The sequence below is a fragment of the Streptomyces viridifaciens genome (assembly GCF_001888885.2).
Lineage (GTDB): Bacteria > Actinomycetota > Actinomycetes > Streptomycetales > Streptomycetaceae > Kitasatospora > Kitasatospora aureofaciens.
Genome location: NZ_CP090841.1, coordinates 576,530 through 598,048 on the forward strand (window position 1 = coordinate 576,530; position 21,519 = coordinate 598,048).

At 72.3% G+C, this 21,519-nt stretch carries 20 protein-coding genes; 4 read left to right on the forward strand and 16 right to left on the reverse strand.

Features of this window, described 5'->3' with window-relative positions:
- Positions 1–29 precede the first annotated feature (29 nt).
- The 4 genes from BOQ63_RS09990 to BOQ63_RS10005 all read left to right on the forward strand — a co-directional run bounded on the left by BOQ63_RS09990 (position 30) and on the right by BOQ63_RS10005 (position 4,450).
- On the forward strand, positions 30–2,429 hold the full coding sequence (locus tag BOQ63_RS09990) for a glycoside hydrolase family 95 protein (RefSeq protein WP_072654096.1): 2,400 nt from the start codon (positions 30–32) through the stop codon (positions 2,427–2,429).
- 302 nt (positions 2,430–2,731) lie between these two features.
- Positions 2,732–2,917 (forward strand): hypothetical protein, encoded by a 186-nt coding sequence (locus BOQ63_RS09995; RefSeq protein WP_030290462.1) that lies wholly within the window; start codon positions 2,732–2,734, stop codon positions 2,915–2,917.
- Complete coding sequence (locus BOQ63_RS10000; protein ID WP_030290461.1) at positions 2,907–3,521, forward strand: cytochrome b N-terminal domain-containing protein; 615 nt, start codon at positions 2,907–2,909, stop codon at positions 3,519–3,521. Before BOQ63_RS09995 ends, BOQ63_RS10000 begins: the two co-directional genes overlap by 11 nt.
- The gene (locus BOQ63_RS10005) at positions 3,518–4,450 is read left to right on the forward strand and encodes a hypothetical protein (RefSeq protein WP_030290460.1); all 933 of its coding nucleotides are present in this window, start codon (positions 3,518–3,520) and stop codon (positions 4,448–4,450) included. Before BOQ63_RS10000 ends, BOQ63_RS10005 begins: the two co-directional genes overlap by 4 nt.
- Before the next feature lie 295 nt (positions 4,451–4,745).
- Here BOQ63_RS10005 and ddaH read toward each other — a convergent pair whose 3' ends face one another.
- From ddaH to BOQ63_RS10085, 16 genes are all read right to left on the reverse strand, one after another.
- Entirely contained in the window at positions 4,746–5,576 is an 831-nt protein-coding gene (ddaH, locus tag BOQ63_RS10010; RefSeq protein WP_030290459.1) for a dimethylargininase, read from the reverse strand.
- Positions 5,577–5,675: 99 nt separating this feature from the next.
- On the reverse strand, positions 5,676–6,959 hold the full coding sequence (locus BOQ63_RS10015) for an MFS transporter (RefSeq protein ID WP_072654097.1): 1,284 nt from the start codon (positions 6,957–6,959) through the stop codon (positions 5,676–5,678).
- A complete protein-coding gene (locus BOQ63_RS10020) occupies positions 6,956–8,242 on the reverse strand; it encodes an ATP-grasp domain-containing protein (protein WP_150475790.1) in 1,287 nt (428 codons plus the stop codon). Before BOQ63_RS10020 ends, BOQ63_RS10015 begins: the two co-directional genes overlap by 4 nt.
- Positions 8,243–8,285: 43 nt before the next feature.
- Positions 8,286–9,119, reverse strand: coding sequence for a phosphodiesterase (locus BOQ63_RS10025; RefSeq protein ID WP_072654099.1), 834 nt, complete (start codon positions 9,117–9,119; stop codon positions 8,286–8,288).
- A complete protein-coding gene (locus BOQ63_RS10030; protein ID WP_030557981.1) occupies positions 9,109–10,368 on the reverse strand; it encodes an ATP-grasp domain-containing protein in 1,260 nt (419 codons plus the stop codon). The genes BOQ63_RS10025 and BOQ63_RS10030 overlap by 11 nt, the downstream gene beginning before the upstream one ends.
- Before the next feature lie 34 nt (positions 10,369–10,402).
- Entirely contained in the window at positions 10,403–12,070 is a 1,668-nt protein-coding gene (gene pyrG, locus BOQ63_RS10035; RefSeq protein WP_150475791.1) for a CTP synthase, read from the reverse strand.
- A 70-nt stretch (positions 12,071–12,140) separates the two neighbouring features.
- Positions 12,141–13,493: a cation:proton antiporter gene (locus BOQ63_RS10040; protein ID WP_030553492.1), complete on the reverse strand. Its 1,353-nt coding sequence runs from the start codon at positions 13,491–13,493 to the stop codon at positions 12,141–12,143.
- A complete protein-coding gene (locus tag BOQ63_RS10045; RefSeq protein ID WP_030283427.1) occupies positions 13,480–14,010 on the reverse strand; it encodes a dCTP deaminase in 531 nt (176 codons plus the stop codon). Before BOQ63_RS10045 ends, BOQ63_RS10040 begins: the two co-directional genes overlap by 14 nt.
- Positions 14,007–14,570, reverse strand: a complete 564-nt coding sequence (locus tag BOQ63_RS10050; protein WP_030283426.1) for a hypothetical protein — start codon at positions 14,568–14,570, stop codon at positions 14,007–14,009. Before BOQ63_RS10050 ends, BOQ63_RS10045 begins: the two co-directional genes overlap by 4 nt.
- Entirely contained in the window at positions 14,567–15,652 is a 1,086-nt protein-coding gene (locus tag BOQ63_RS10055) for a hypothetical protein (RefSeq protein ID WP_072654102.1), read from the reverse strand. Before BOQ63_RS10055 ends, BOQ63_RS10050 begins: the two co-directional genes overlap by 4 nt.
- Positions 15,649–16,116, reverse strand: coding sequence for a type II toxin-antitoxin system RatA family toxin (locus BOQ63_RS10060; RefSeq protein ID WP_223885888.1), 468 nt, complete (start codon positions 16,114–16,116; stop codon positions 15,649–15,651). The genes BOQ63_RS10055 and BOQ63_RS10060 overlap by 4 nt, the downstream gene beginning before the upstream one ends.
- Before the next feature lie 10 nt (positions 16,117–16,126).
- Complete coding sequence (locus BOQ63_RS10065; protein WP_030553496.1) at positions 16,127–16,699, reverse strand: DUF6031 family protein; 573 nt, start codon at positions 16,697–16,699, stop codon at positions 16,127–16,129.
- Positions 16,696–17,805 carry a DUF6001 family protein gene (locus BOQ63_RS10070; RefSeq protein WP_030283417.1) on the reverse strand — a complete coding sequence of 370 codons (1,110 nt, stop codon included), beginning with the start codon at positions 17,803–17,805 and terminating at the stop codon, positions 16,696–16,698. The genes BOQ63_RS10065 and BOQ63_RS10070 overlap by 4 nt, the downstream gene beginning before the upstream one ends.
- Before the next feature lie 23 nt (positions 17,806–17,828).
- A complete protein-coding gene (locus BOQ63_RS10075) occupies positions 17,829–19,490 on the reverse strand; it encodes an alkaline phosphatase family protein (RefSeq protein ID WP_072654103.1) in 1,662 nt (553 codons plus the stop codon).
- Positions 19,487–20,269 carry an HAD-IA family hydrolase gene (locus BOQ63_RS10080; protein ID WP_030283414.1) on the reverse strand — a complete coding sequence of 261 codons (783 nt, stop codon included), beginning with the start codon at positions 20,267–20,269 and terminating at the stop codon, positions 19,487–19,489. Before BOQ63_RS10080 ends, BOQ63_RS10075 begins: the two co-directional genes overlap by 4 nt.
- On the reverse strand, positions 20,269–21,519 hold the full coding sequence (locus BOQ63_RS10085; protein WP_191093545.1) for a hypothetical protein: 1,251 nt from the start codon (positions 21,517–21,519) through the stop codon (positions 20,269–20,271). Before BOQ63_RS10085 ends, BOQ63_RS10080 begins: the two co-directional genes overlap by 1 nt.

Below are 21,519 nucleotides of genomic sequence, written 5' to 3' on the forward strand. Positions count from 1 at the left end.
TCCTCCCACTCCCCGAAAGGGCGATCCACGTGTCGACGGACTCAGTCTCCGGCTACGACCGCCTCCGCTACCGCGGGCCGGCCACCTCCTTCCTGGAGGCCCTGCCACTGGGCAACGGGCGCCTCGGCGCGCTGTTCCACGGCGGCACCGACCGGTCCGGTGCGGCGGAAACCATCCACCTCAACGCCGACACCCTGTGGTCCGGCGGCCCCGGCCCGCGCGACCGGAGCGGCGCGGCGGACCACCTCACGACGCTGCGCACCGCGGTCCTGAGCGATCGCGACTACGCCCGCGCGGAAGCGGTCGCCACCCGCATGCAGGGACCGTACTCGCAGGCCTACCAGCCGCTCGCCACGCTCCATCTGGAGCTCGGCGACGGGACGGTGGACGACTACCTGCGCACACTGGACCTCGACGAGGCGGTCCACCGGGTCTCGTACCGGACCGGCGACGCGGAGACACTGCGCGAGTCCTTCGTCTCCGCGCCGGCCGACGTCCTCGCCACCAGGATCACGTCCTCCGTACCCGGGCGGATCCACCTCACCGCCCGGTTCAGCACACCGCATCCCGACCCCCGCCACGACGGCGCGGACGCGGACGGACTGGTCGTCTCCGGCCGGGCCCCCGCCCACGTGGCGTTCGGGGAGGAGGACCCGGTGCGCTACCGGTCCGGCGAAGGCATGGGCTTCGCGGCCGGCCTGCGGGTGATCGCCACCGGCGGCCTCGTCGAACGGGACCAGGACGCGGTTCGGGTGACCGGCGCCGACGAAGTGCTGCTCCTGGTAGCCGTCGAGACCGGCTACCGCGGGCCGGCCGAGGTTCCCACCGGCCCCGACGACGGGCCGGTCGAGCGCCTCGGGAAGCGCCTGGACCTGGCCCGCACCCAGCCCTACGAGCAGCTGCTCGCCGATCACCTCGCCGACCATCGGCGGCTCTTCCGCACCACGGCGCTACGGCTCGGCGACGGCCCACCGAGCGGGCTGCCCACCGACGAACGGCTCGCCGCCGTACGGGCCGGTCACGCCGACCCAGGCCTGGCCGCCCTCCAATTCGCCTACGGCCGCTACCTCCTGATCGCCTCCTCACGCCCCGGAACCCAGCCGGCCACCCTGCAGGGGATCTGGAACACCGAGACCGCACCGCCGTGGAACTCGAACTGGACCACCAACATCAACCTGCAGATGAACTACTGGCACGCCGAGACCACCGGGCTCTCGCAGTGCCACGAACCGCTCTTCGACCTGATCGCCGACCTGGCCCGGACCGGCGCCCGGACCGCCGCCGCCTACTACGGCGCCGGCGGCTGGACCGTCCACCACAACGTCGACCTGTGGCGCTGCGCCAACCCCGTCTCAGGCTCGCCCTCCTGGGCGAACTGGCCGATGGCCGGCGCCTGGCTGTGCGCGCACCTGTGGGAACACCACCTCTTCACCGGGGACCGCGAGTTCCTGGCCGAACGCGCGTACCCGTTGATGCGCGGCGCCGCGCGCTTCCTGCTGGACTTCCTCACCGAGGACCGGGACGGACGACTGGTCACCTGCCCGTCCACCTCCCCCGAGCACCACTTTCGGCTGCCCGACGGCACTCTCGCCGCCGTCTCCGCCGCGGCCACCATGGACCACTGGCTGACCGCCGAGCTGTTCGCCGCCACCGCCCGCGCCGCCCGTCTCCTCGGGGTGGACGCAGGCCTGGCCGAGGAGTTGGACGCGGCCCGCGACCGGCTGCGTCCCCCGCCGACGGGCGAGGACGGGCGCCTGCTCGAATGGTGGGAGGACCTCCCCGAGGAGGACCCCGGCCACCGCCACCTGTCCCACCTCTACGGCCTCTACCCCGGCAGCGCCATCGACCCGCTCACCGACCCGCAGGCCGCCGAAGCGGCGCGACTCGCCCTGGCCCGCCGCCTCGACCACGGCGGCGGATCCACCGGCTGGAGCCTGGCCTGGGTGACCGCACTCGCCACCCGCCTCGGCGACGCCGACCTCGCCCACCGCGGCGTGCGTGGCCTGCTGACCGACTACTCCGCCCCCAACCTCCTCGGCCTGCACCCACCGGACCTCTTCCAGATCGACGGCAACTTCGGCGCCACCGCCGCCATCGCCGAGATGCTGCTGCAGAGCCACAACGGCGTGCTGCGCCTGCTCCCCGCCCTGCCCGAGGCCTGGCCCACCGGCCGGGTCCGGGGGCTGCGCGCACGCGGCGGGCTCACCGTCGACCTCCGCTGGGACCAGGGCCGCCTGACCGAGGCAGCCGTGCACAGCACCCGTCCGCAGACCCTCGACCTGCTCCTCCCCGCCGGCACGCCGGAGCCCACGGTGACCGACCCGGCCGGCAGACCCGCCGCCGCGACGCTCACCGTCACCCCCTCCGGACCACGCCTGGCCATCCGGCTCGGCCAGGAGGGAACTCACCGGATCCGCACACCCGGCTGAACGGGCCCCGGGTGCGTCCCCGTGCCCCGCACCCCGGCCGGACACCATCAGCGAGCGGCAACACCCGTGCGCGGCACACCCTCGGATGCTCAGCTGAGGGGCGGCGCCGGTCAGCTTGCGCCATTCGGAGGCGGTCGGGCTCCCCGGGAGCCGGGCCGCCTCCGCCCCGGTCGGCGGGGCCTGCCGACCGCGTCCCCCGCGCGGCGCCGATCCTCGCGCGTTCGGCCCACTGCGCGTGCCGGCGCGCACCAGCCGCGTCAGGCTGGCGCCAGATCTTGTTCAGCGGTCGGAAGGGAACGGCGATGACAGCAGCGCCGACGACGGGCGCCTTCGCGGCGCCCGTCGACCTCAACCACCCGGGTCACTACCTGCACTGGGGAGTGGTCCAGATCTCCGTGGCGAACCTGGTGGTCATGTGCCTGATGGTGACGCTCTTCGTCGCCGCACTGCTGCTGCCCTTCCCGCGGGGGCGGCGCGATGACGAGTAGCTGGACCGGGGCGGTGCGGCGGTATGCCCTGCGGAGGCTGCCGTCCGAGAAGCTCATCCCGGAGACCCAGCCGGTCTACATGGCGTCATGGATCTACGTCTTCGGTGTGCTCACCGTGTCGGCGCTGGTGGTGGTCCTGGTCTCCGGCGGTGTGCTCGCGCTGATGGGCCCCGGCTGGTGGCACGTCTCGGGTGTCGGTAGGTACGTCAACAGCGTCCACTTGTGGAGCGTGCAGCTGTTCATGGCCGTCATGGTGATCCACCTGTGGGGCAAGTTCTTCATGGCCGCCTGGCGCGGCCGTCGGGTCCTGACCTGGATGACCGGCGCCGTGGCCTTCCTGGTCTCGCTCGCCACCGCTTTCACCGGCTACCTGGTCCAGCAGAACTTCGACTCCCAGTGGATCTCCGGGCAGGCCAAGGACGCGCTCAACGCGACCGGCATCGGCGCCTGGTTCAACGTCTTCGACTTCGGCCAGATGCTGATGTGGCACGTCCTCCTGCTCCCGCTCGCGATCGGGCTGCTGTCCGTCTGGCACATCCTGCTGGTCCGCGTCCGCGGCATCGTGCCGCCGATCGGCGCCACCGCACCCGGGGACGGGCGGTGAAGTCCGCCCAGGTGCCCGAGTCGGACGCCTTCCCCACCCGCCGCTACGACCTTGTCAAGGAGTTCACGATCGCGTTGGCGGTCACCGTCCTGCTCAGCGCGGGACTGGCCGGCCTGTTCTCCTCCCCGAACGTGCCACCGACCACCCTGGCGTCCTGGTCCACCGCTGCCCCGAACGACTTCACCGCGACGGCTGTGGCCGAACTCGCCGGCACCAGCACCTCCGCGCAGTACGGCCCGCCCTACAACCACGTCCCGGGGGCCGGCCAGAAGATCGGTCCGCTCGGCCTGCAGCGGGCCGCCGGCGTCCGCATCCCCGTCGACCCGGCCGAGGACTTCGTGCTGCGCCCCCTGCGACAGGCCCCGGAGCAGCCGGAGGTCACGGCCGCGCTCGCCCAGTGGAACGCCGCGTCCGCCGACCAGCAGCAGTCCTGGAGCTCGGCCTACGCGGACGCCCTGAACAAGGCACCCGACGGCGATCCGGCCAAGGCGGCCCCTGGCGACTACGGCCCGGTGCCGGTACTGACCGCCCGCCTGCTGACGCTCGCCCGGGCGGGCTCACTCGACGGGCAGTTGCTGTCACCCGGCCGCTTCTACCAGACTGCCTACACCAAGCCGATGCTCTTCCTCGCCGACGGCTCGTACCTGTCGGACCGGGCCACCGAACAACACCTGACCGGCGCCCAGTGGGGGATGATGAACGAGACCGGGAACTACCCCGGGCAGGCGTGGCTGTGGCTCTCCACCTTCTGGTACCAGATCGACCCGTTCAAGAGCTCGAAGAACGCCGATGCCGAGATCTGGGCCATCATGGCCGTGCTCAGCCTCGCCCTGATCCTGGTGCCGTTCATCCCCGGCATCCGGTCCGTTCCCCGCTGGACCCGGGTCCACCGCCTCGTCTGGCGCGACTACTACCGCACGCGGCGCTGACCGACCGGGCCGGCGCCCCGCCGTGGTCCCTCCCGACCCGCGGCCGACGCGGGCCGGGCGGCGGCCGAGGAGTGGCCCCGCCCACGGGCCGGGAGCCGCCTGCTCGGGTCACCGCCGACTTCGGTGACGACCCGGGCGAACCAGCAGACTGTACGGCTCACCTTCCCGGGACCCGCCAAGGTGAAGGAGCTGACGCTCCGCGTGCGACAGACGACGAGCCGGTGTCGAGTGCAGTGCACGCGAGAAGGCCGGGGCCCGGTGGGGCCCCGGCCTACCGGCCTGCGGATCGGTCGGGTCAGCGCAGTTCGAGCGTGCAGCACTTGACGCTGCCGCCGGCCTTGAGCAGTTCGGTGAGGTCGACGCCGATGGGCTCGAACCCCCGCTCGCGCAGGCGCGTCTTCAGCTGGACGGCGGCGTCGGGGAGGAGGACGTGGCGGCCGTCCGACAGGGCGTTGAGGCCGAAGACCGCGGCGTCCTCGGCGGTCGCCAGGATGGCGTCGGGGAACAGCTCGCGCAGCACCTCCTGGCTACCGGGGGTGAAGGCGTCCGGGTAGTACATGATTTCGTTCTCGGAGAGTACGGCCAGTGCGGTGTCCAGGTGGTAGAACTCCGGGTTCACCAGGGTGAGGCCGATCACCGGGAGGCCGAAGTACTCCTGGGCCTCGGCGTGCGAGCGGGGGTCGGTGCGGAAGCCGGTCCCGGCGAGGACCTTCCGGCCGACGACGAGGTAGTCGCCCTCGCCCTCGTTGATGTGCTCGGGCCACAGGACGTCGGTGTACCCGTGCTCGGTGAACCAGGCCAGGTAGGCCGGGCCTTCGGCGGTCCGCTCGACGTGACGGAACCGGGCGCCGAGCACCCGGCCGTTGACGACCGTGGCGCCGTTGGCCGCGAAGACCATGTCGGGCAGGCCCGGCAGGGGCTCGATCACCTCGACCGTGTGGCCGAGGCTCTCGTAGAGGTTCTTGAGTTCGGTCCACTGCGCGAACGCGAGGGACGTGTCCACCGGCTTGGCCGGGTTCATCCAGGGGTTGATCGAGTACGTCACGTCGAAGTGCCGCGGCGGGCACATCAGGAAACGCCTCGGCGTTGCGGTGCGGGTGACGGTGGTCACGTCTGCGACTGACACGGTTCTCCTCGTGGGGGGTCTTCGGAAACGGCGGCGGTGCGGGTTCGCCGCACGGGCGCCGGAGGGGTTGTGGCTCGGGTTCGGGGCCGGGCCGCGTCGTCAGCCGGAGGAGTCCGCGAGTGAGGACGTGGTGCCGACGCGCCCCACCGCGAACCAGGCGGGGATCAGGGCCAGGACGGAGACCGCTCCGATGATCAGCCAGGCGGTCCGGCCGAGACCGCTCCACAGGGCGACGCCCGCGGCCGGTCCGACGGCCGAGCCGATGCCGAACATCGCGTGGGCGGCACCCAGGTAGCGCCCGCTGGCCGCGGACGGGGCCGCGATGGCCGGGTAGGCGAACATCGTCGGGCCTTCGATGATCTCGGCGAGCGTCCACAGCAGGGTGCCGACGACGAAGACGGCGAGCCCGCCCGGCAGGGTGTACAGCGCCATACCGGCGCCGAGCAGACAGAACCCGACGGTCAGGACCGTGCGCACGCGCCAGTTCTGTACGACCTTCGTCATGAGCAGTTCGAAGCAGATGACCACGGCGCCGTTGATCGCGACCATGACGCCGTACCAGAAGGTGCTGAAGCCGGCGTCCCGGACGGCCAGCGGAAGCGTGCTCAGGTACTGGATGTAGACGGCGGCGTTGAGCAGCATCGCCACCAGGTAGGCGACGTACCGCCGATCACGGAGCACGGCGAGGTAGCCGCCCGCCGGACGCTCGGTGGCGGGCGCGGCGGGGGCGGCGGACGCGGAGGCCGCGGCCCGTTCCGGCTTCGCCGGGGCGGAGCCCTCGCGCGGCAGCGCCAGGAGGACGATCAGCGCGTAACCCAGTGCGGCGGCGGCCTCACCGTAGAACAGCAGGTCGTAGGAGACCGCGACCAGCATGGTGCCGAGCAGCGGCGCGGCGGTGGTACCGACGTTGAGGGCCAGCCGGTACATCGCCGAGATCATCACCTGGCGGTTCTTGGGGATCAGTTGGGCGATGAACGCCGCAGCCGCCGGGCGGTACACCTGGCTGATCAGGCCTGCCAGCCCGACGGACGCGAGGAGCGCCGGGTACATCCGGACGTGCAGCACCGCGACCAGCAGCACGGCCGTCCCCACCATGCCCAGGAGGATGGTCCGCCGGGCGCCGATGCGGTCGGTGAAGGTGCCGCCGAGCAGCACGCCCAGCACCGACCCGGCACCGTAGACACCGAGCGCCACACCGCCCTGGACGTCGCTGAAGCCCCTGCTGGTCATGAACAGCACCAGGAAGACCTGGATGAAGGACCCGAGCTTGTTGACCAGGACGCCGAAGAGCACGGCCTTCACGGCGAACGGCGACTCGGCGAAGGTGGCCAGGACACCTGCCTGACGGGTGTCGGAAGGCCCGGCGGTGGCAACGTCCGTCATGACGCCCCGCCACCGGCCCGACCGTCGGCGGCCCGCTCGACGATCCGCAGTGCCGCCGCCGCCGCGTCCAGCGCCGTCTCGCACTCCGCGGCCGTCGGTGCCACCGCCGTGGCGAGGGCTACCCGACCGGTCAGCAGGCCGCGCGGCGGCGGCGAGACGACGTCACCGGGGGCCGCGAGAACGACTGTGCGGTCGATCTGCGGGGGCAGCGCCGACGCGTCGAACTCCACCCGGTCGATCACCGTGTCGTCGTGCTCGACGTAGAGGAAGCGCACGGCCCCCACGAGGTTCCGGTCCGCGGTGAGGTCCGGCTCCCGGCCGCAGGCCACCGCGGCCGCGACCAGACCGGGGTCGATGCCGGAGGCGAGCCGGCCCAGGTAGGGGATGAGGTCCCCGCCGAGCCGGGCGTTCACCTCGATCACCTTGGCGGCGCCGGAGGGCGACAGCTTGAGCTCGGTGTGGGTCCAGCCGGTGGTGAAGCCGAGCGCGGTGTGGACGTCCTGGAGCACGTCGAGGAACTCCGGGTCCGCGAGCAGCGGGTCGTCGTGCGAGACCGTGTGCCCGGTCTCCTCGAAGTACGGCGGGAAGCCGGTGCGCTTGTGGCCGACGAACAGGGGCCGCACCTTGCCGTCGACGATCACCGAGTCGACGCTCACCTCGGGGCCGTCCAGGTACTCCTCGACCAGCACCGCCTGGTCGTAGTCGGGCATGTGCGGAACGGTCGCCTCGTCGGCGAAGTCGAAGCACGCGGTCATCGCCTCGGCGGAGCGAACCAGGGACACGCCGTAACTGGCAGCCGCAGCACGGGGCTTGACCACGACCGGGTAGCCGATCCGGTCCGCCGCGGCGAGCGCCTCGGCGGCCCCGCCCACGAGCGCGAAGCCTGGCTGCGGCAGGTCGGCCGCGGCCAGGGCGGCCCGGGTCTGGTGCTTGTCACGGCACCGCCAGACCGCGTCCGCGTCGGTGGTCGGCAGGCCCAACCCGGCCGCGACGGCGGCCGCCTGGTGCACCCGGGCCTCGTCCCAGCTCAGCACGCCGTGCACGGGTTCACGCGCGGCGACGGCCGCCGCCGCGGCGGACACGTGCTCCAGGTCGGTGGTGGGGACGACGGTGCTTCCGACCAGGTAGGAGCTCTCCCAGCTGGGTTCCGTGGTGTTGACGAGGTGGATCCGGTAGCGGGTGCTGATGGAGGCGAGCAGGTACTCGCGGTACTTCTGCGGACCGGTCGATATCAGAACCAGCAGGGGGGAGGTTCCGGCCGGGTGCTCGTGGGGTGGCTTCATGGGTTCTCCAGGTTGGGCGGGGCGGGGACGGGCTCGCGGTGGGTCACGACGGCGCCGGCCGGGTCCGGACGTCGCCGAGAACGGTTCTCGCGTGGCTGGTCAGCCGTCCGTTCCGCAGCACGTGGAAGGCGAGCGCGGGCGGGGCGTCCAGGGTCTTCCACAGCTGCCCCGGCTCCTGCTCCCAGGGCATGAGCGCGCTCGAGGCGACGCCCGGTGCGCAGACCAACGGCAGGTCGGCGAACCGGGTCACGGCCATCGTGTGGGCGTGACCGCACAGCACTCCGGCGACCTGGGGGTGGCCCCGCAGGACGGCGGCGAACCGGTCCGCCTCGCGCAGCCGGATCCCGTCGATGTACGGGAGGCCGAGTTCCGCCGGCGGGTGGTGCAGGGCGACCAGCGTGGGCCGGTCCGGTGCCTCGGCCAGGGTCTCGTCCAGCCAGCGGAGGGTCTGCGGCCGCAACAGCCCGTCGGCGCGGCCGGGCACGGACGAGTCGCACAGGACGATCCGGGTGCCGGCGACGTCCCGGACCTGGTCGACCGGCGCGCCGTCCCCGGTGCCCTCCCCCTCGCCGCCGCCGTCGAGCAGGATCCTGCGCAGCGCCCGCGCCTCGTCGTGGTTGCCGGGGCACACGAGCACCGGGAACCGTTCGTACAGCGGGGCGAGCACGGCCCGCGTCCGTACGTAGGCCTCCTCCGTGCCGCGGTCCGCGATGTCACCGGTGATCAGCACTGCGTCGATCTCGCCCGGCAGTTCCACCAGGTAGCGCACCATCCGCCGGACCCGCTCCTCGGCCCGGGGCCCGTCGTCCAGGTGGAGGTCGCTGAGGTGGGCGAGCACGGTCGGACGGTCGGCGTCGTCCGAGGGGCTAGGCGACATCGTAGAAGCCCTCGCCGTCGAGGTAGCGGGCCGTCATGTAGTCGTGGGTCACGATGCCCTCGACCTCGTGCAGGAGGTGGACCAGCATCGGGTAGGTCATGTCGTTGACCGTGCGGGCGACCCTCTCACCGGGCCGGACCTTCAGCAGCAGGTCGTGATAGCTCTCCAGGGCCTGCAGCTCGGTCAGCCGCGGGTAGCCCAGAAGCTCTCCGGTGTGCGGGGAGACCATGTTGACGCAGACGGCGTGCCGGGCGACCTCGTAGCCGGTCTCCCACCGCGACAGGAAGGACTCGGGGTCGACGTACGCCGCCACCGTCCACTCCAGCTGGCTCTCGCCGATCGCCGCGCGGGTGAGCAGCGGCAGCATCGCCCCGCACACCCGGGCGCCGGTCTCGACCAGCCGCGGCCCCTGGGGCGTCAGCTTCAGCTCGGTGTGCGCGGGTCCGTTGTGCACCCCGAGCGCGTCCAGCACCTGGCCGGCGTAGGCCACCAGCAGCTCCTGCTCCGGTCCCTCACGCACCATCAGCTGCGAGCCGCCGAGGAGGTCGTGCACCCCGTTGACACCGAGGTGCTGGGTCTTCCAGATGTCGCACACGTAGTGCTTGCCGTCGAGGCTCACGGTGTTGACGTAGTACTCGGCGCCCACCAGGTACTCCTGGGCGACCACGGCGTCGTTGTGGTGTCCGGTCGCGCTCTGCATCCCCATCAGGCGCTCGAAGGCGGCGCGGACCTCGTCGGCCGTGTCGCAGAAGGAGACCCCGTCGTTGAGCGCACTGCGCACCGGCTTCAGCACGACGCGCCGCGGCTGCGGCCCGTACCAGGCCAGCAGGGCGTCCAGGTCGGTGGCGAGGATCTGGTCCGCGGCGGGCACTCCGGCCGCCCGTACGGTCTCGACCATCCGGAACTTGTCGCGCCGCGCAGGGCTCAGGGCGGTGCCGTTGGTGCGCAGGCCGAGCGCCTCGCTGAGGGTGTCGGCCAGCTCGACGCCGATCTCGGCGCCGGCCAGCAGGGCCACCGGGGCGTACGGCTCGACGGCTGCGAGGGTCTTCTCGGTGTCGCCGCCGTGCAGGACGGTGCCGATGAAGTCGTCCGGGTTGAAGGAGGCCGTGAAGACGGCGGGCGGGCTCTCCTGGCTCTGGACGTGCAGGCAGTCGTAGCCCCGGGCGTGGAAGAGCGGGGCCAGGTGGCTGGCGGTGGAGTAGGCGTCGACGATGGCGACGACGGGTCGGGACTGCGCTGCGCTGGTCATGACGGGGTCTCCTTGCGTACGGGGTGAGGTCGGGTCAGTCGACGAGGACCGGGTCGGCCGGGGCGGTCTCGGTCGCGATGGCGGTCTTGGTGTCGATGGCGGCCTTGACCAGGCCCGCGAACAGCGGGTGCGGGCGGGTCGGGCGGGACTTCAGCTCCGGGTGGGCCTGGGTGGCCACCAGGTACGGGTGCACCTCGCGCGGGTACTCCACGTACTCGACCAGATCGCCCTTGGGCGACAGGCCCGAGAACTGCAGGCCGGTCTTCTCCAGGTCCGCACGGTAGGCGTTGTTCACCTCGTAGCGGTGACGGTGGCGCTCCTCGACGTACTGCTCACCGCCGTACACCTCACGCACGATCGAGCCCTCCGCCAGCTTGGCCGGGTACAGGCCCAGACGCATCGTGCCGCCCAGATCGCCCTTGCCGTCCACGATGGCCAGCTGCTCCGCCATCGTGGAGATCACCGGGTGCCTGGCCGCGGCGTCGAACTCCGTCGAGTTCGCCTCCGGCAGACCCGCAAGGTTGCGCGCGGCCTCGATCACCACGCACTGCAGACCCAGGCACAGCCCCAGCAGCGGGACCTTGTTCTCCCGCGCGTAGGTGATGGCACCCACCTTGCCGTTGACGCCCCGGTCCCCGAACCCGCCGGGAACGCAGACCGCGTCCACGTCACCCAGCTGCTCCCGCGCGCCCTCCGGGCTCTCGCAGTCGTCCGAGGTCACCCACTTGATCTCGACCCGGGCGTTGTTGGCGAAACCACCGGCGCGCAGCGCCTCGGTCACCGACAGGTAGGCGTCCGGCAGGTCGATGTACTTGCCGACCAGGGCGACCTTGACGATGTGCTGCGGCTCGTGGACGCGGCGCAGCAGGTCGTCCCAGGTGGTCCAGTCGACGTCGCGGAAGGGCAGGTCCAGGCGGCGTACGACGTAGGCGTCCAGGCCTTCGCCGTGGAGGACCTTGGGGATGTCGTAGATCGACTTGGCGTCGATGGCCGCGACCACCGCTTCCTCGTCGACGTCGCACATCAGGGAGATCTTGCGCTTGATGGCCTGGGGGACCTCGCGGTCGGCGCGCAGCACGACGGCGTCGGGCTGGATGCCGATGTTGCGCAGCGCGGCGACGGAGTGCTGGGTGGGCTTGGTCTTGAGCTCGCCCGAGGGGCCGATGTAGGGCAGCAGGGAGACGTGCACGAAGAACACGTTGTCGCGGCCGACCTCGTGGCGGACCTGGCGCACGGCCTCCAGGAACGGCAGCGACTCGATGTCGCCGACCGTGCCGCCGACCTCGGTGATCACCACGTCGACGTCCTCGGTCGCCATCCGGCGGATCCGGGACTTGATCTCGTTGGTGATGTGCGGGATGACCTGGACGGTGTCGCCCAGGTACTCCCCGCGGCGCTCCTTGGCGATGACCGTCGAGTACACCTGCCCGGTGGTCACGTTCGCCGAGCCGTGCAGGTCGGTGTCCAGGAAGCGCTCGTAGTGACCGATGTCCAGGTCGGTCTCGGCGCCGTCGTCGGTGACGAAGACCTCACCGTGCTGGAACGGGTTCATCGTCCCGGGGTCCACGTTGAGGTACGGGTCCAGCTTCTGCATCGTCACGCGCAGGCCGCGGGCCTTGAGCAGCGCGCCCAGGCTGGAGGCGGTCAGCCCCTTGCCGAGCGAAGAGGCGACACCCCCGGTGACGAAGAGGTGCTTGGACATCGTGGATGAGCGTTTCAGCGTTCCCAAGAGGAGACTCCGTGGTCGGGCGGGGAGGGCGGGGCGGCCGGTGCTAGCGGCCGGCGGTGGAGCTGAGCGGCCGGTCCGGGAGCCGCGCTGGTGGGAGCTCGTCGTCCCGGTCCAGGCTTCCCTGGTTGATGGCGCGTTCGAGCCACCAGCCCGCGAGGAGCGAGGTGACGACCGCGGTGAGCACCAACGAGGTGAACACCGACGGCGAGCCGATCCCCGTGTCGAGGGCGACGGTGGCGAGCACGATGCCGGGGCCGCCGCGGGCGTTCATCGCGACCGCGAGGTGGACGGCGTCGGCGGCCGGCCGCCTGGCCAGCCGGGCCCCGGCGTAGACGCTGACGGCCTTGACGACGCAGGCCACGGCGAGGAAGGCGACGAAGAACGCCGGGTCGAACTGGCGGATCAGGTCGAGCTTCAGCCCGACCACGGCGAAGTAGACGGGGACGAAGAACCCGGTCGCGAAGCTCCGGATGGCCTTGATCGCCTCGTCCGCCGCCGGGCCCGAGGCCGTACCCGCGGCGCCCGCCGTCAGGCCGGAGATCAGTCCGACGACGAAGGCGCCGTACATCGGGGCCACGCCCAGGTAGAGGCAGGCGGCGGCCGAGGCGAGGACGGCGGAGACCCGGACGGCCAGCGGGGCCACCGGCCCGCCGCCGGACGCCGTCAGGCGGCGGCGCAGCAGCAGGCCGACCAGTGCGACCAGTGCGAGGAAGCCCACGGACGCCAGGGAGTGGTAGACGGCCGAGGCGTTCGCCGAGCCGATGCCGAGCTCCGAGGCGAGACCGAAGCCGTTCGTGGTGCTGCCGGCCACGATGCCGACGGCGACCGAGATCACCACGTTGAGGACGATGTCCTCCAGCACCGCGACGGAGAGCACGATCCGGGCGAACGGCGTCCTGGCGATCCCCAGGTCGAGCATGATCCGTGAGATCACCGGGATGCTGGTGATCGCGATGCTGCAGGCGAGCACCAGCGTCAGTGCCGTCCGGTTGCCCGCCGGGCCGAGCAGGTCGGAGGTGTCGAGCACGGAGGTCGCCACCAGGCCGAACGCGAACGGCACCACCATGCCCACCACGGCGATCAGTCCGACCGTACGGCCGTCCTTGCGGGAGAACACCGTCCGCATCTCGACGCCGGCCAGGAACATCAGCAGCAACATGCCCAGCTGGTAGACGAGTTCCAGGCAGACCGCCACCGGCCCCTGCTTGGGGAAGATCCAGTGCTGGACCTGGGGCAGCAGCTGCCCCAGGACCGTGGGGCCGAGCAGCAGCCCGCCGAGGATCTCCCCCACGACGGGCGGCTGCCGGAAACGTCTGAAGAGCCTGCCCGTCAGGTGTGCCGCCAGGAGCAGCAGCACCAGCGCGGACAGGATCTTGAACAGGTCAGTTTGCGCCATGGTGCTGATCCAGGCTCAGGCGGGAGGCGACGGCGGAGCGCGAGCCGGTGTACTTGCCGTGGTAGCCCACGGCCTCGCCCTGCATGGCCCAGAAGGCGAGCTTGCCGATCATCATGCCCGGGTAGACGCGCACGGGGTGGGCGACCTTCATCTCCAGGGTCCAGGGGAAGACGGCCCCGCTGTGCCCCAGGGGCGCCGAGAACTGGATCCAGATGCCGAGGGTGGACGCCGAACGGCAGGCGTAGAGCGTGGCCGCGTAGTTCGGGCTGCCCATGGCCTCCATGGTCCCGCCGAGGTAGAAGCGGCCGGGTTCGAGGACCATGCCCTCGGGGCCCATCTTCACGTGCTCGGCCTTCGGCGGCTCGAAGCAGTCGATGACGTCCTGCTCGTACCAGAGGATGTCCTCGGCGAGCCGGAAGCCGTAGCTGTTGGGCTCGATCCGCTCCGGGTCGTAGTCGTCGATGTGGATCCGGCCCGCCATGACCTCGGCGTGGATCTCAGGTCCGCTCAGGATCACAGCCAGCTCCCCAGCAGCTCGTGGACGGCGGCGCGGTACGCGTCGAGGCCCGCCCCGTTGTCGATGACGGCGTCCGGCTCGATCAGGTCGATCTGCCGGGTGGAACGGTCCGCCCGGGTCGGGTCGTCGCGCTGGTCGAGACGGCTCTGGCGCAGGGCCTCGTCGCACACGACGCGCAGGACGCGGAAACCGTGCGCCCGCAGGGCGGGAGCGTCGACGTGCGGGTCCCGCAGGTCGTCGTTGACGACGAGCTCGGCGTCGGTCCGCGCGAGGCGGCGGGTGAAGTCGTCGGCGAGCGACTCGGGCCGGATGCGGCGCATGGCGTCGGCGAGCGCCTCCATCAGGACCTGGTCCTGGGCGTCCTCGCGCAGGTCGGCGCCGGCCGTGCGGTACACCTGCTCCTGCAGGTGGTAGAGCGGCTCGGCGAGCTTGACCCGGGCGTAGGTCAGGCCCTTGTCCCGGGCGAACTCCTCGATCAGGCCGGCGCAGGTCGACTTGCCGACACCGGCCAGACCGATCACGCAGACGCGCAGCGAGGGGCGGGGCTGGTTGTCGGTCACGAGGTCTCCTGGGGGGCGGGCGAGTTGGCGGTGGCCGGGTCGAGAACGGCGTCCGGATCGATGTCGAGCGTGCCGGTCAGCCGCACCATGGCCACCTGGTCCAGCGCGGTGCGGAGTTCGGCGAGGGACCGGTAGAAGCGCGCGTAGTCGGGCACCAGGTGGGACTGCCAGGTGAAGAAGGTGGTGTCCACCTGGCGGTCCACGATCTTGTTGAGGTGGGCCCAGCGCTCGTTGTCGCCCGTCAGGTGCCGGACGGCGAGCGGCTCGCCGGGACGGACCTCGGGCAGCAGGATCGCGGCCAGCCGCTTGGGCTCGGCGGAGAACTCGGCCCCGAGCCAGGACTCGAAGACGTCCGGGTCCATGAGGATCTTGTGCCCCGGCTCGTGGCCGTCGAGCCCGGGGTCGACCTGCTCGCGGACGAGCTGTTCGAGCCGCGCGTCGGCGCGGATCGTACCGACTCCGACATACGGGTAGTCGCGCCAGGGGTGCACGCTGATCCGGCCGCCGTCGAGCGTGCAGAACAGCTTGTCGCCGGTGAAGTAGGACCAGCCGGGGCGGCGCAGCGCGGACAGCAGGGTGGTGGTCTTGCCGGCGCCCTTGGGGCCGGCGACGATCACGGCCTCGTCCCCCCGCTGGATGCCGGAGGCGTGCAGCACGACGGTGCCGTTGTCCTCCTCGTGCCGGATCACCAGGTCCCGGACGAAGTCGAGCACCTGGACGGTGGAGGCCTCGGTGATGCGCAGCTGGAAGGTGTTGTCCTTGCGCGCGTCGACCGGGGCGTCGAGCAGTGTGGCGCGGTTGACGTACAGCCGGCGGCCGCCGCGGTCGACGATGTGCGCGTCGAAGTTGAACTCCGCGGCGTTGCTGCGCCGGATCACCGACTGCGGCAGCGTCCAGACCTCGGGGGCGACGTCGGCCGACGGGTCGTAGCCGCGGACCTCGATCCGGAAGGTCGGCTCGTGCGCGCCCTGGTCGGCGAGCAGGTGCCGGAAGAACCGCTGGATCGGCGCGAAGGCGGCCGCCGCGTCGTCGGCGAGGTCGAACCGTACGGTGGTGTGCAGGAAATTCAGGTACTGGATCACGTCTGGTCACTTCCGTTGGCGGGCAGTCCGGTCGTCGAGACCACCCGGAGCAGTGCTTCGGCGTGGGCCTGGAGGGACTGGGCCCAGATCGGGTTGAGCAGTGGGGCGAGGCCGTCGATGCCGAGCTCGAAGGAGACGCTGAGGCCGACCTGGGCACCGGCGGAGTTCTCGACGACGCTCCACTCGCCGGCCAGCCGCTCCAGGTCCCCGGCGGTCTGCTCGAAGCACAGCCGCAGGCCGGGCCGGGTGCTCTCGTTCTGGACCCACGTCACCTCGCTGCCGTTCAGCAGCACGGTCCACTCGGTCGAGCGGCTCTCCCGGTTCCCGGAGTCGAGGACCCGGACGCCGATCACGTGCGGGGCACGGGGCGCGAAGGCGGGGCTGTCCTTGACGACCGCCCACAGCTCTTCCGGAGTGCGACCGGGCACCACGGCCGTCGCATGGATCTCGGGCAACTTGATCACACCTCTCTTGCTAAGCGGCCTTCATGAAGGGGGCGAGGAAGCCGATGTCGAGGCCCGCCGCCCGGGCCAGCCGGGCCCAGACGCGCAGGGTCCGGAGCATGTCCCGCTGCCCCTCCGCGACCAGGCGGTCCGGCAGTTCACCGGGGAAGGCCTCCAGCAGCCGCTCCCAGAGGACCTGGATCCGGTCGACCCGGCAGCTGTCCCCGCCGAACTCCTCGTCCAGGGCGAACACCTCGATCAGGTCGGGTCCGGACGCCTGCACGACCTCGTGCATGCCGTACTCCAGCGCCATCGCCAGACAGTGCGCGTCGTCGACCGGGGCTCGGCCGGCCAGCCGCTGGTCGATGTCCAGGAGCTGTTCGAGGAACCGGAGCTTGGCGGCCTGCTGCATCTGCGGCTGCTCGGAGCCGCCCTCCAGGTCCTCCAGGTAGGCGCGCCCCTCGGCGAGCATCAGCCACGCGGCCTGGACCCAGGCCTCCACGGCCTGGGGGCCGGGCATGGCGTGCCCGCCGCGGACCGCGGGGAACGGGACGAGCCGTTCGGCGACGCCGGTCGCGGCGCCCTGCTGCTGGTCCGTGGTCATGCCGGTACCTCCTCGTTGCGGTAGCCGATGTCGAGCCGGGCGGCGCCGGAGCGCAGCGCGCGCAGCAGGGTGGCGGCGTCCTGGGCGTCGAGCCGCCCCAGGTCGGTGAGCGCGACCGGGTCGACGGTGAGCGGGAGGTCCCCGGTGAGTCCGGGCAGGACGACGCTTCCGCCGGGCGCGACGAGGAGTGAGGCGCCGGGCAGGAACGGGCGCAGGGTGCCGGTGACCTCCACGCGCACGGTGACGGCCTCGGCGGTGCCGGTGGCCCGTACGGTGTCCAGGGCGAGCTGGGTGTAGGCCGCCGCGAGCGGCTGGGCGGCCGCCGACGGCGCCAGGGTGCCGGCGATCTCCTTGCGGAGCCGCTCCAGGTCGGCGGCCACCGCCGCCACCCGGTCGCTCCGCCAGGTGCCGTCCGCCACCAGCCTGCTCCAGCGCAGCGCGTACCACTTCCTGGTGGTGTAGACGTCGCCGTGGTGCGAGAGCAGCGCGTCCATCACGTGCAGCAGGACGTTGTACGCGTAGCCGACGCGCCCGCGGCTCTCGCCGGCCGCCTCGGCGAGCGCGGTGTGCGCCACCTGCTCCAGCGCGACCTGAAGGGACGCCCTCGACCAGACCGTGGCGAGCCCGGGGAGTTCGTCGAGGAACGGGGCGGTGCCGTCGAGGGCGATGCCGTTGACGATCCGCTCGGTCTGCTTGCGGCGCGGCTCGCGCTGCTTGTCCCAGCCGCGGAACCCGGCCACCGCCGCCTCCGGCGCGAGGCCCGCGAGGCGCCGCAACTCCGCGAAGTTCGAGGCGAGTTCGGCCTCGCTGAAGGAGACCACCTCGAGGTGGTGGCCGTCCTCGAAGATCTTGGTCGAGATGCGCGGCCCCTCGATCGGGTCGCGCTGGATGCGGATGAAGTCCAGGTCGCTGGTGGCGTTGGCCAGCCCGTGCACGGGGGAGCTGGTCAGCAGCAGCAGGCCCTCGCCGACCCGCTCCCGCATCAGCGCGGACAGCCAGTCGGGGTCGAGACCGCGTCCGGAGAGGAACGCCGACACGTGTCCGTGGCGGCGCGCCGCCAGGTCGTCGGGCGACAGGGCATGGGGAAAGCCGGGTGGTGCACCCATCAGGGTCGATTTCCTTCCTTCGGTCAGGAGAGGGCGGCCGGCTCGGCGGCCTTCGGCTGCTCCACGCCCAGCTCCCGCAGGACCAACTGGGCGGGCAGCGTGTTGTCCACGGCCACCGGTGCCGTGCCGTGCGGGATCCGGGGACCGATCGCGGCGTGGACGGCGTGCAGCCGGCTGTCGCCGGTATAGACCACGTGGGCGCCGCTCTTGGGCTGGCGGCGCACGGTCACGCCGTCGGCCGACAGCGGTGCCGTCGGCTGGTAGTCGTCGTCCAGGACGAGGAACACCACCGGCGGCGGCACGGCGTCCCCGGCCAGCGGCCGCCCGCGGTCGTCCAGGAACCCGCGCACCACCGGCCGCCCGTTCTCCGGGTCGGTCAGGGTGCGCAGCGCCGCCATGGCCCGGGCCATGGCCTCGCCGGCCCGCCCCGGGTCGGCCGGGCCGGTGGCCCACAGCGAGCCGTTGTTCGCCGGGTGGTAGATCACCTCGGAGTGTTCGACGTCCAGCGCGCCGGCGGTGGCCGGGGCGGCGAGCCCGGCCCGCACCAACTGGTCGTTCACATGGACCAGGTGGGTGCAGCCGACCATGCCGTGGTCCGCACCGAGGATCACCGTGTCCTCGGCCCGGGCCCGGTCAAGCACCCGTCCCAGGAGCGCATCGGCGTCCTGGTAGCAGGCCCTGAGGTACGACCAGGCGCGGTCGGCGATGTCCGGCCGGTGCGCCGCGCTCTTCTCGTCGCACCAGCCCAGCAGTTCGTGGCCCACGTCGTCGGTCATCGGCAGGTAGACGACCACCAGGTCGGCCGTGTGCTCCTGGAGCACCGCCTCGGTGGCCGCACCGAACGCCCGGGTGACGCAGCCCACCGAGGAGAGGAACACGTCCTCCGCGGAGCCGTCCCCGCCCTCGGCCAGGCGGGGCCCGAAGACGCCGGCCCGGTAGAGCGGGCCGACCCCCTCGCCCGCGAACGGCGGGCACTGCCGCAGCCGTTGGACGAGCGGACCGTTGCGGCCGCCCGTCCGCGGCTCCCAGACACCGGTGTGGACGAGCAGCGGGCCGCACGCCCCCCGGACGCAGGCCACCCAGGTGGCGTGGCCCGCGTCGTCGAGGAGCAGCGGCTGCCAGCCGCCACCCGGGGTGAGCACCAGTTCGGCGCCCGCGGCCCGCACCCGCACGACGTCACCGGTCGCGCCGGTCTCCACGTCCACCCAGGACTCGGCGATCTGCCAGGCCTGCACCGCCGGCCCGGGAGCGAGCTCCAGGAAGGCGTGCCGGGTCAGGCGCCGGCTGTACGCCTCGACGGCCCCGTCGACGTACGGTCCGACCGCGCCGGCCTCGTCGAACACCCAGGGCGCGTGGACGAAGGCGCTGCGCCGGTCGCGTTCCCAGGCCGTCTCCCAGACCGTCGGGACGGCCGGGAAGCGCGGGTCGAAGCCGCTGACGTGTTCGGCGACCCCGTCGCCGGCCCCGGGCACGGTGTAGCCGGTGACGCCGTGCTCACTCGGCCAGGCGCCGGTGAACAGGGTGGCCAGCGAGGGCGGCGTCTGGCAGTTGGGGTGGGCGGGACGCGCCGCCGCGACGGTGCCGCGCGCCCGCATCCGGGTGACGGCGGGCAGCGCGCCCTCCCGTTCGAGGCGGTCGACCACCCAGTGGGCGGCCGCGTCCCAGACGACCCAGTAGACCGTCATCGTGACCTCAGCTCCGTCAGCAGCGCCGGGAGGTCGGCGACGGAGTCGCACTCGTACCCGGCCCGGCCGGTCAGGCCCTCGGCCAGCTGGTCCGCGTACTTGCCGGTGCGCACCTGCACGGTGGTCAGCCCCGCCGCCTCGCCGCCGGCGATGTCGGTGCCGGCGTCGTCGCCGACCACCACGCAGGCGCTCGGCGGCAACCCGAGCGACCGGGCGGCCAGCTCGAAGAAGTCCGCGGCGGGCTTGCCCAGGATCCGGGCGGTGGTGCCGGCGGAGTACTCCACCGCCGCCACCAGCGCACCGGTGTCCAGGTGGTCGCCGTCCGCCCGCTTGAAGTAGCGGCCGCGCTGCAGCGCCACCAGCTCGGCCCCGCCACGCACCGCGCGGAACGCCTCGTCCAGTGCCCGGTAGTCCAGGACGTCACGGCAGTCGCCGATCAGTGCGTGGGTGTACGGCGGTTCGGCCACGAGGTTCGGCAGCTCCCCGAGCAGCGCGCGGGAGACGAGCGGGTACACCCGGGTGCCGGGCGCGGCGAGGAGCTGCTGCGCCGCGACGACCGGGGTGAACAGCTCCTCCCGGCGGACCGGCAGTCCGTAGTCCACGAGCTCGTCATGGATCCGGGCTGCGGGCTTGGAGTCGGTGTTGGTCAGGAACCGGAGCGCCAGCCCCGACTCCCGCAGCGCCTGGACGGCCGCGGCCGCGCCCTCGACGGCCTTGCCCTGTGCGTAGAGCGTGCCCTCCAGGTCGAGCAGGACGGCACGGATCGCTGCCTCCGGCATCAGACCACCGGCCTGGCCAGCTCGGGGCGGGCGGCGACGGCGTCCTTGAGGAAGGTGCGCTTGGAGTAGAAGCCCCGCTCGCTGTTCAGCCCGCGCTCCCGCAGGAAGGACTCCAGCCAGGTGGCGATCTCCGCCATCTCCTTCGAGACGTCCGCCTCGTCGGGCTCCACCGCGGTGCGGCTGCGCAGGTACTCCAGCTCACACTGGTTGAGGGTGACGTCCCGGGCGTCGACCAGGCTGCAGTGGTCGAAGAAGATCCCGTACACGTGCCCGGTGCGCGCGGACTCGAAGTTGATGTCGTAGCGCACCCTGCGGAAGGACGGCAGCCGGACGGCCTCGACCTTGAGCTCCTCCGTGACGTACCGCTCGAAGCCGCCGTCGTCGGCCAGCGAGAGACCGTAGGTGTGGGTCTCCCGCCGCTCGAAGGCGTCCTCCGCGTACCACTTCCGCTTGAGCAGGTGCTTGCCGTCGGTCGTGGGGATGAAGGAGGCGTAGCCGCGCTCGTCCTCGGTGGGGCCGGTCACCTCGAAGAGGTGGTTGAGGTAGTCCCAGGCCTGGTACTCGTCCCGGTACTCCATCAGGTAGCCAGGCAGCGCGCCACCCTTGACGTCGCGGTACAGCTCCAGGGTGAGCGTCCAGGCGTCCACCGGCGGCGTGAGCGTGTACTTGTACTCCAGCTCCTTGCCGGGGAAGCACTTGCGGTAGTAGCGCTGGTGGTTGTTGAGGAAGAGGAACTGCTCGGCGTGGCGGGCGAGCGCCTGCGGGAGCCAGCCCAGCTCCTCGATCCCGGCGGCCGGGACGGGCTCCTCGGTGATCCGGATGAAGCAGGCGTCCTCGGCCAGGAAGCGGATCTGGCTGTGGAGGTGGGCGGACGTCCCGTCACTGCTCACGTAGAAGAGCGGCACCAGCGGCCCGTTCGCCGCGTCGCTCACCGCGGCCACCGCCGCGCGGAGTTCCGCGCCGGGGAGCATGTCGGGGAACAGGCCGGCGCCCTGCGCGACGGCGCCGTGCGTCCGGGTGCCCGCCACGTCGCGGGCCTCCAGCCGGACGGTGCCCAGCGCGGCCCAGTCGACGACCACGGTGTTGCCGGGGAAGGTCTGCTCGAAGGGCCGGTCGAGCGGCACCAGGACGACGGGGTCGGCGTCGGCGAGCGGGGCGGTCCCGTTCAGCAGGTGCAGTCCGCCGAGGACGAGCCAGGCGGCCTGCGGGCGGCCCGCCGCGTCGGCGGTGCCGGGGGTCGTGCTGCTCAC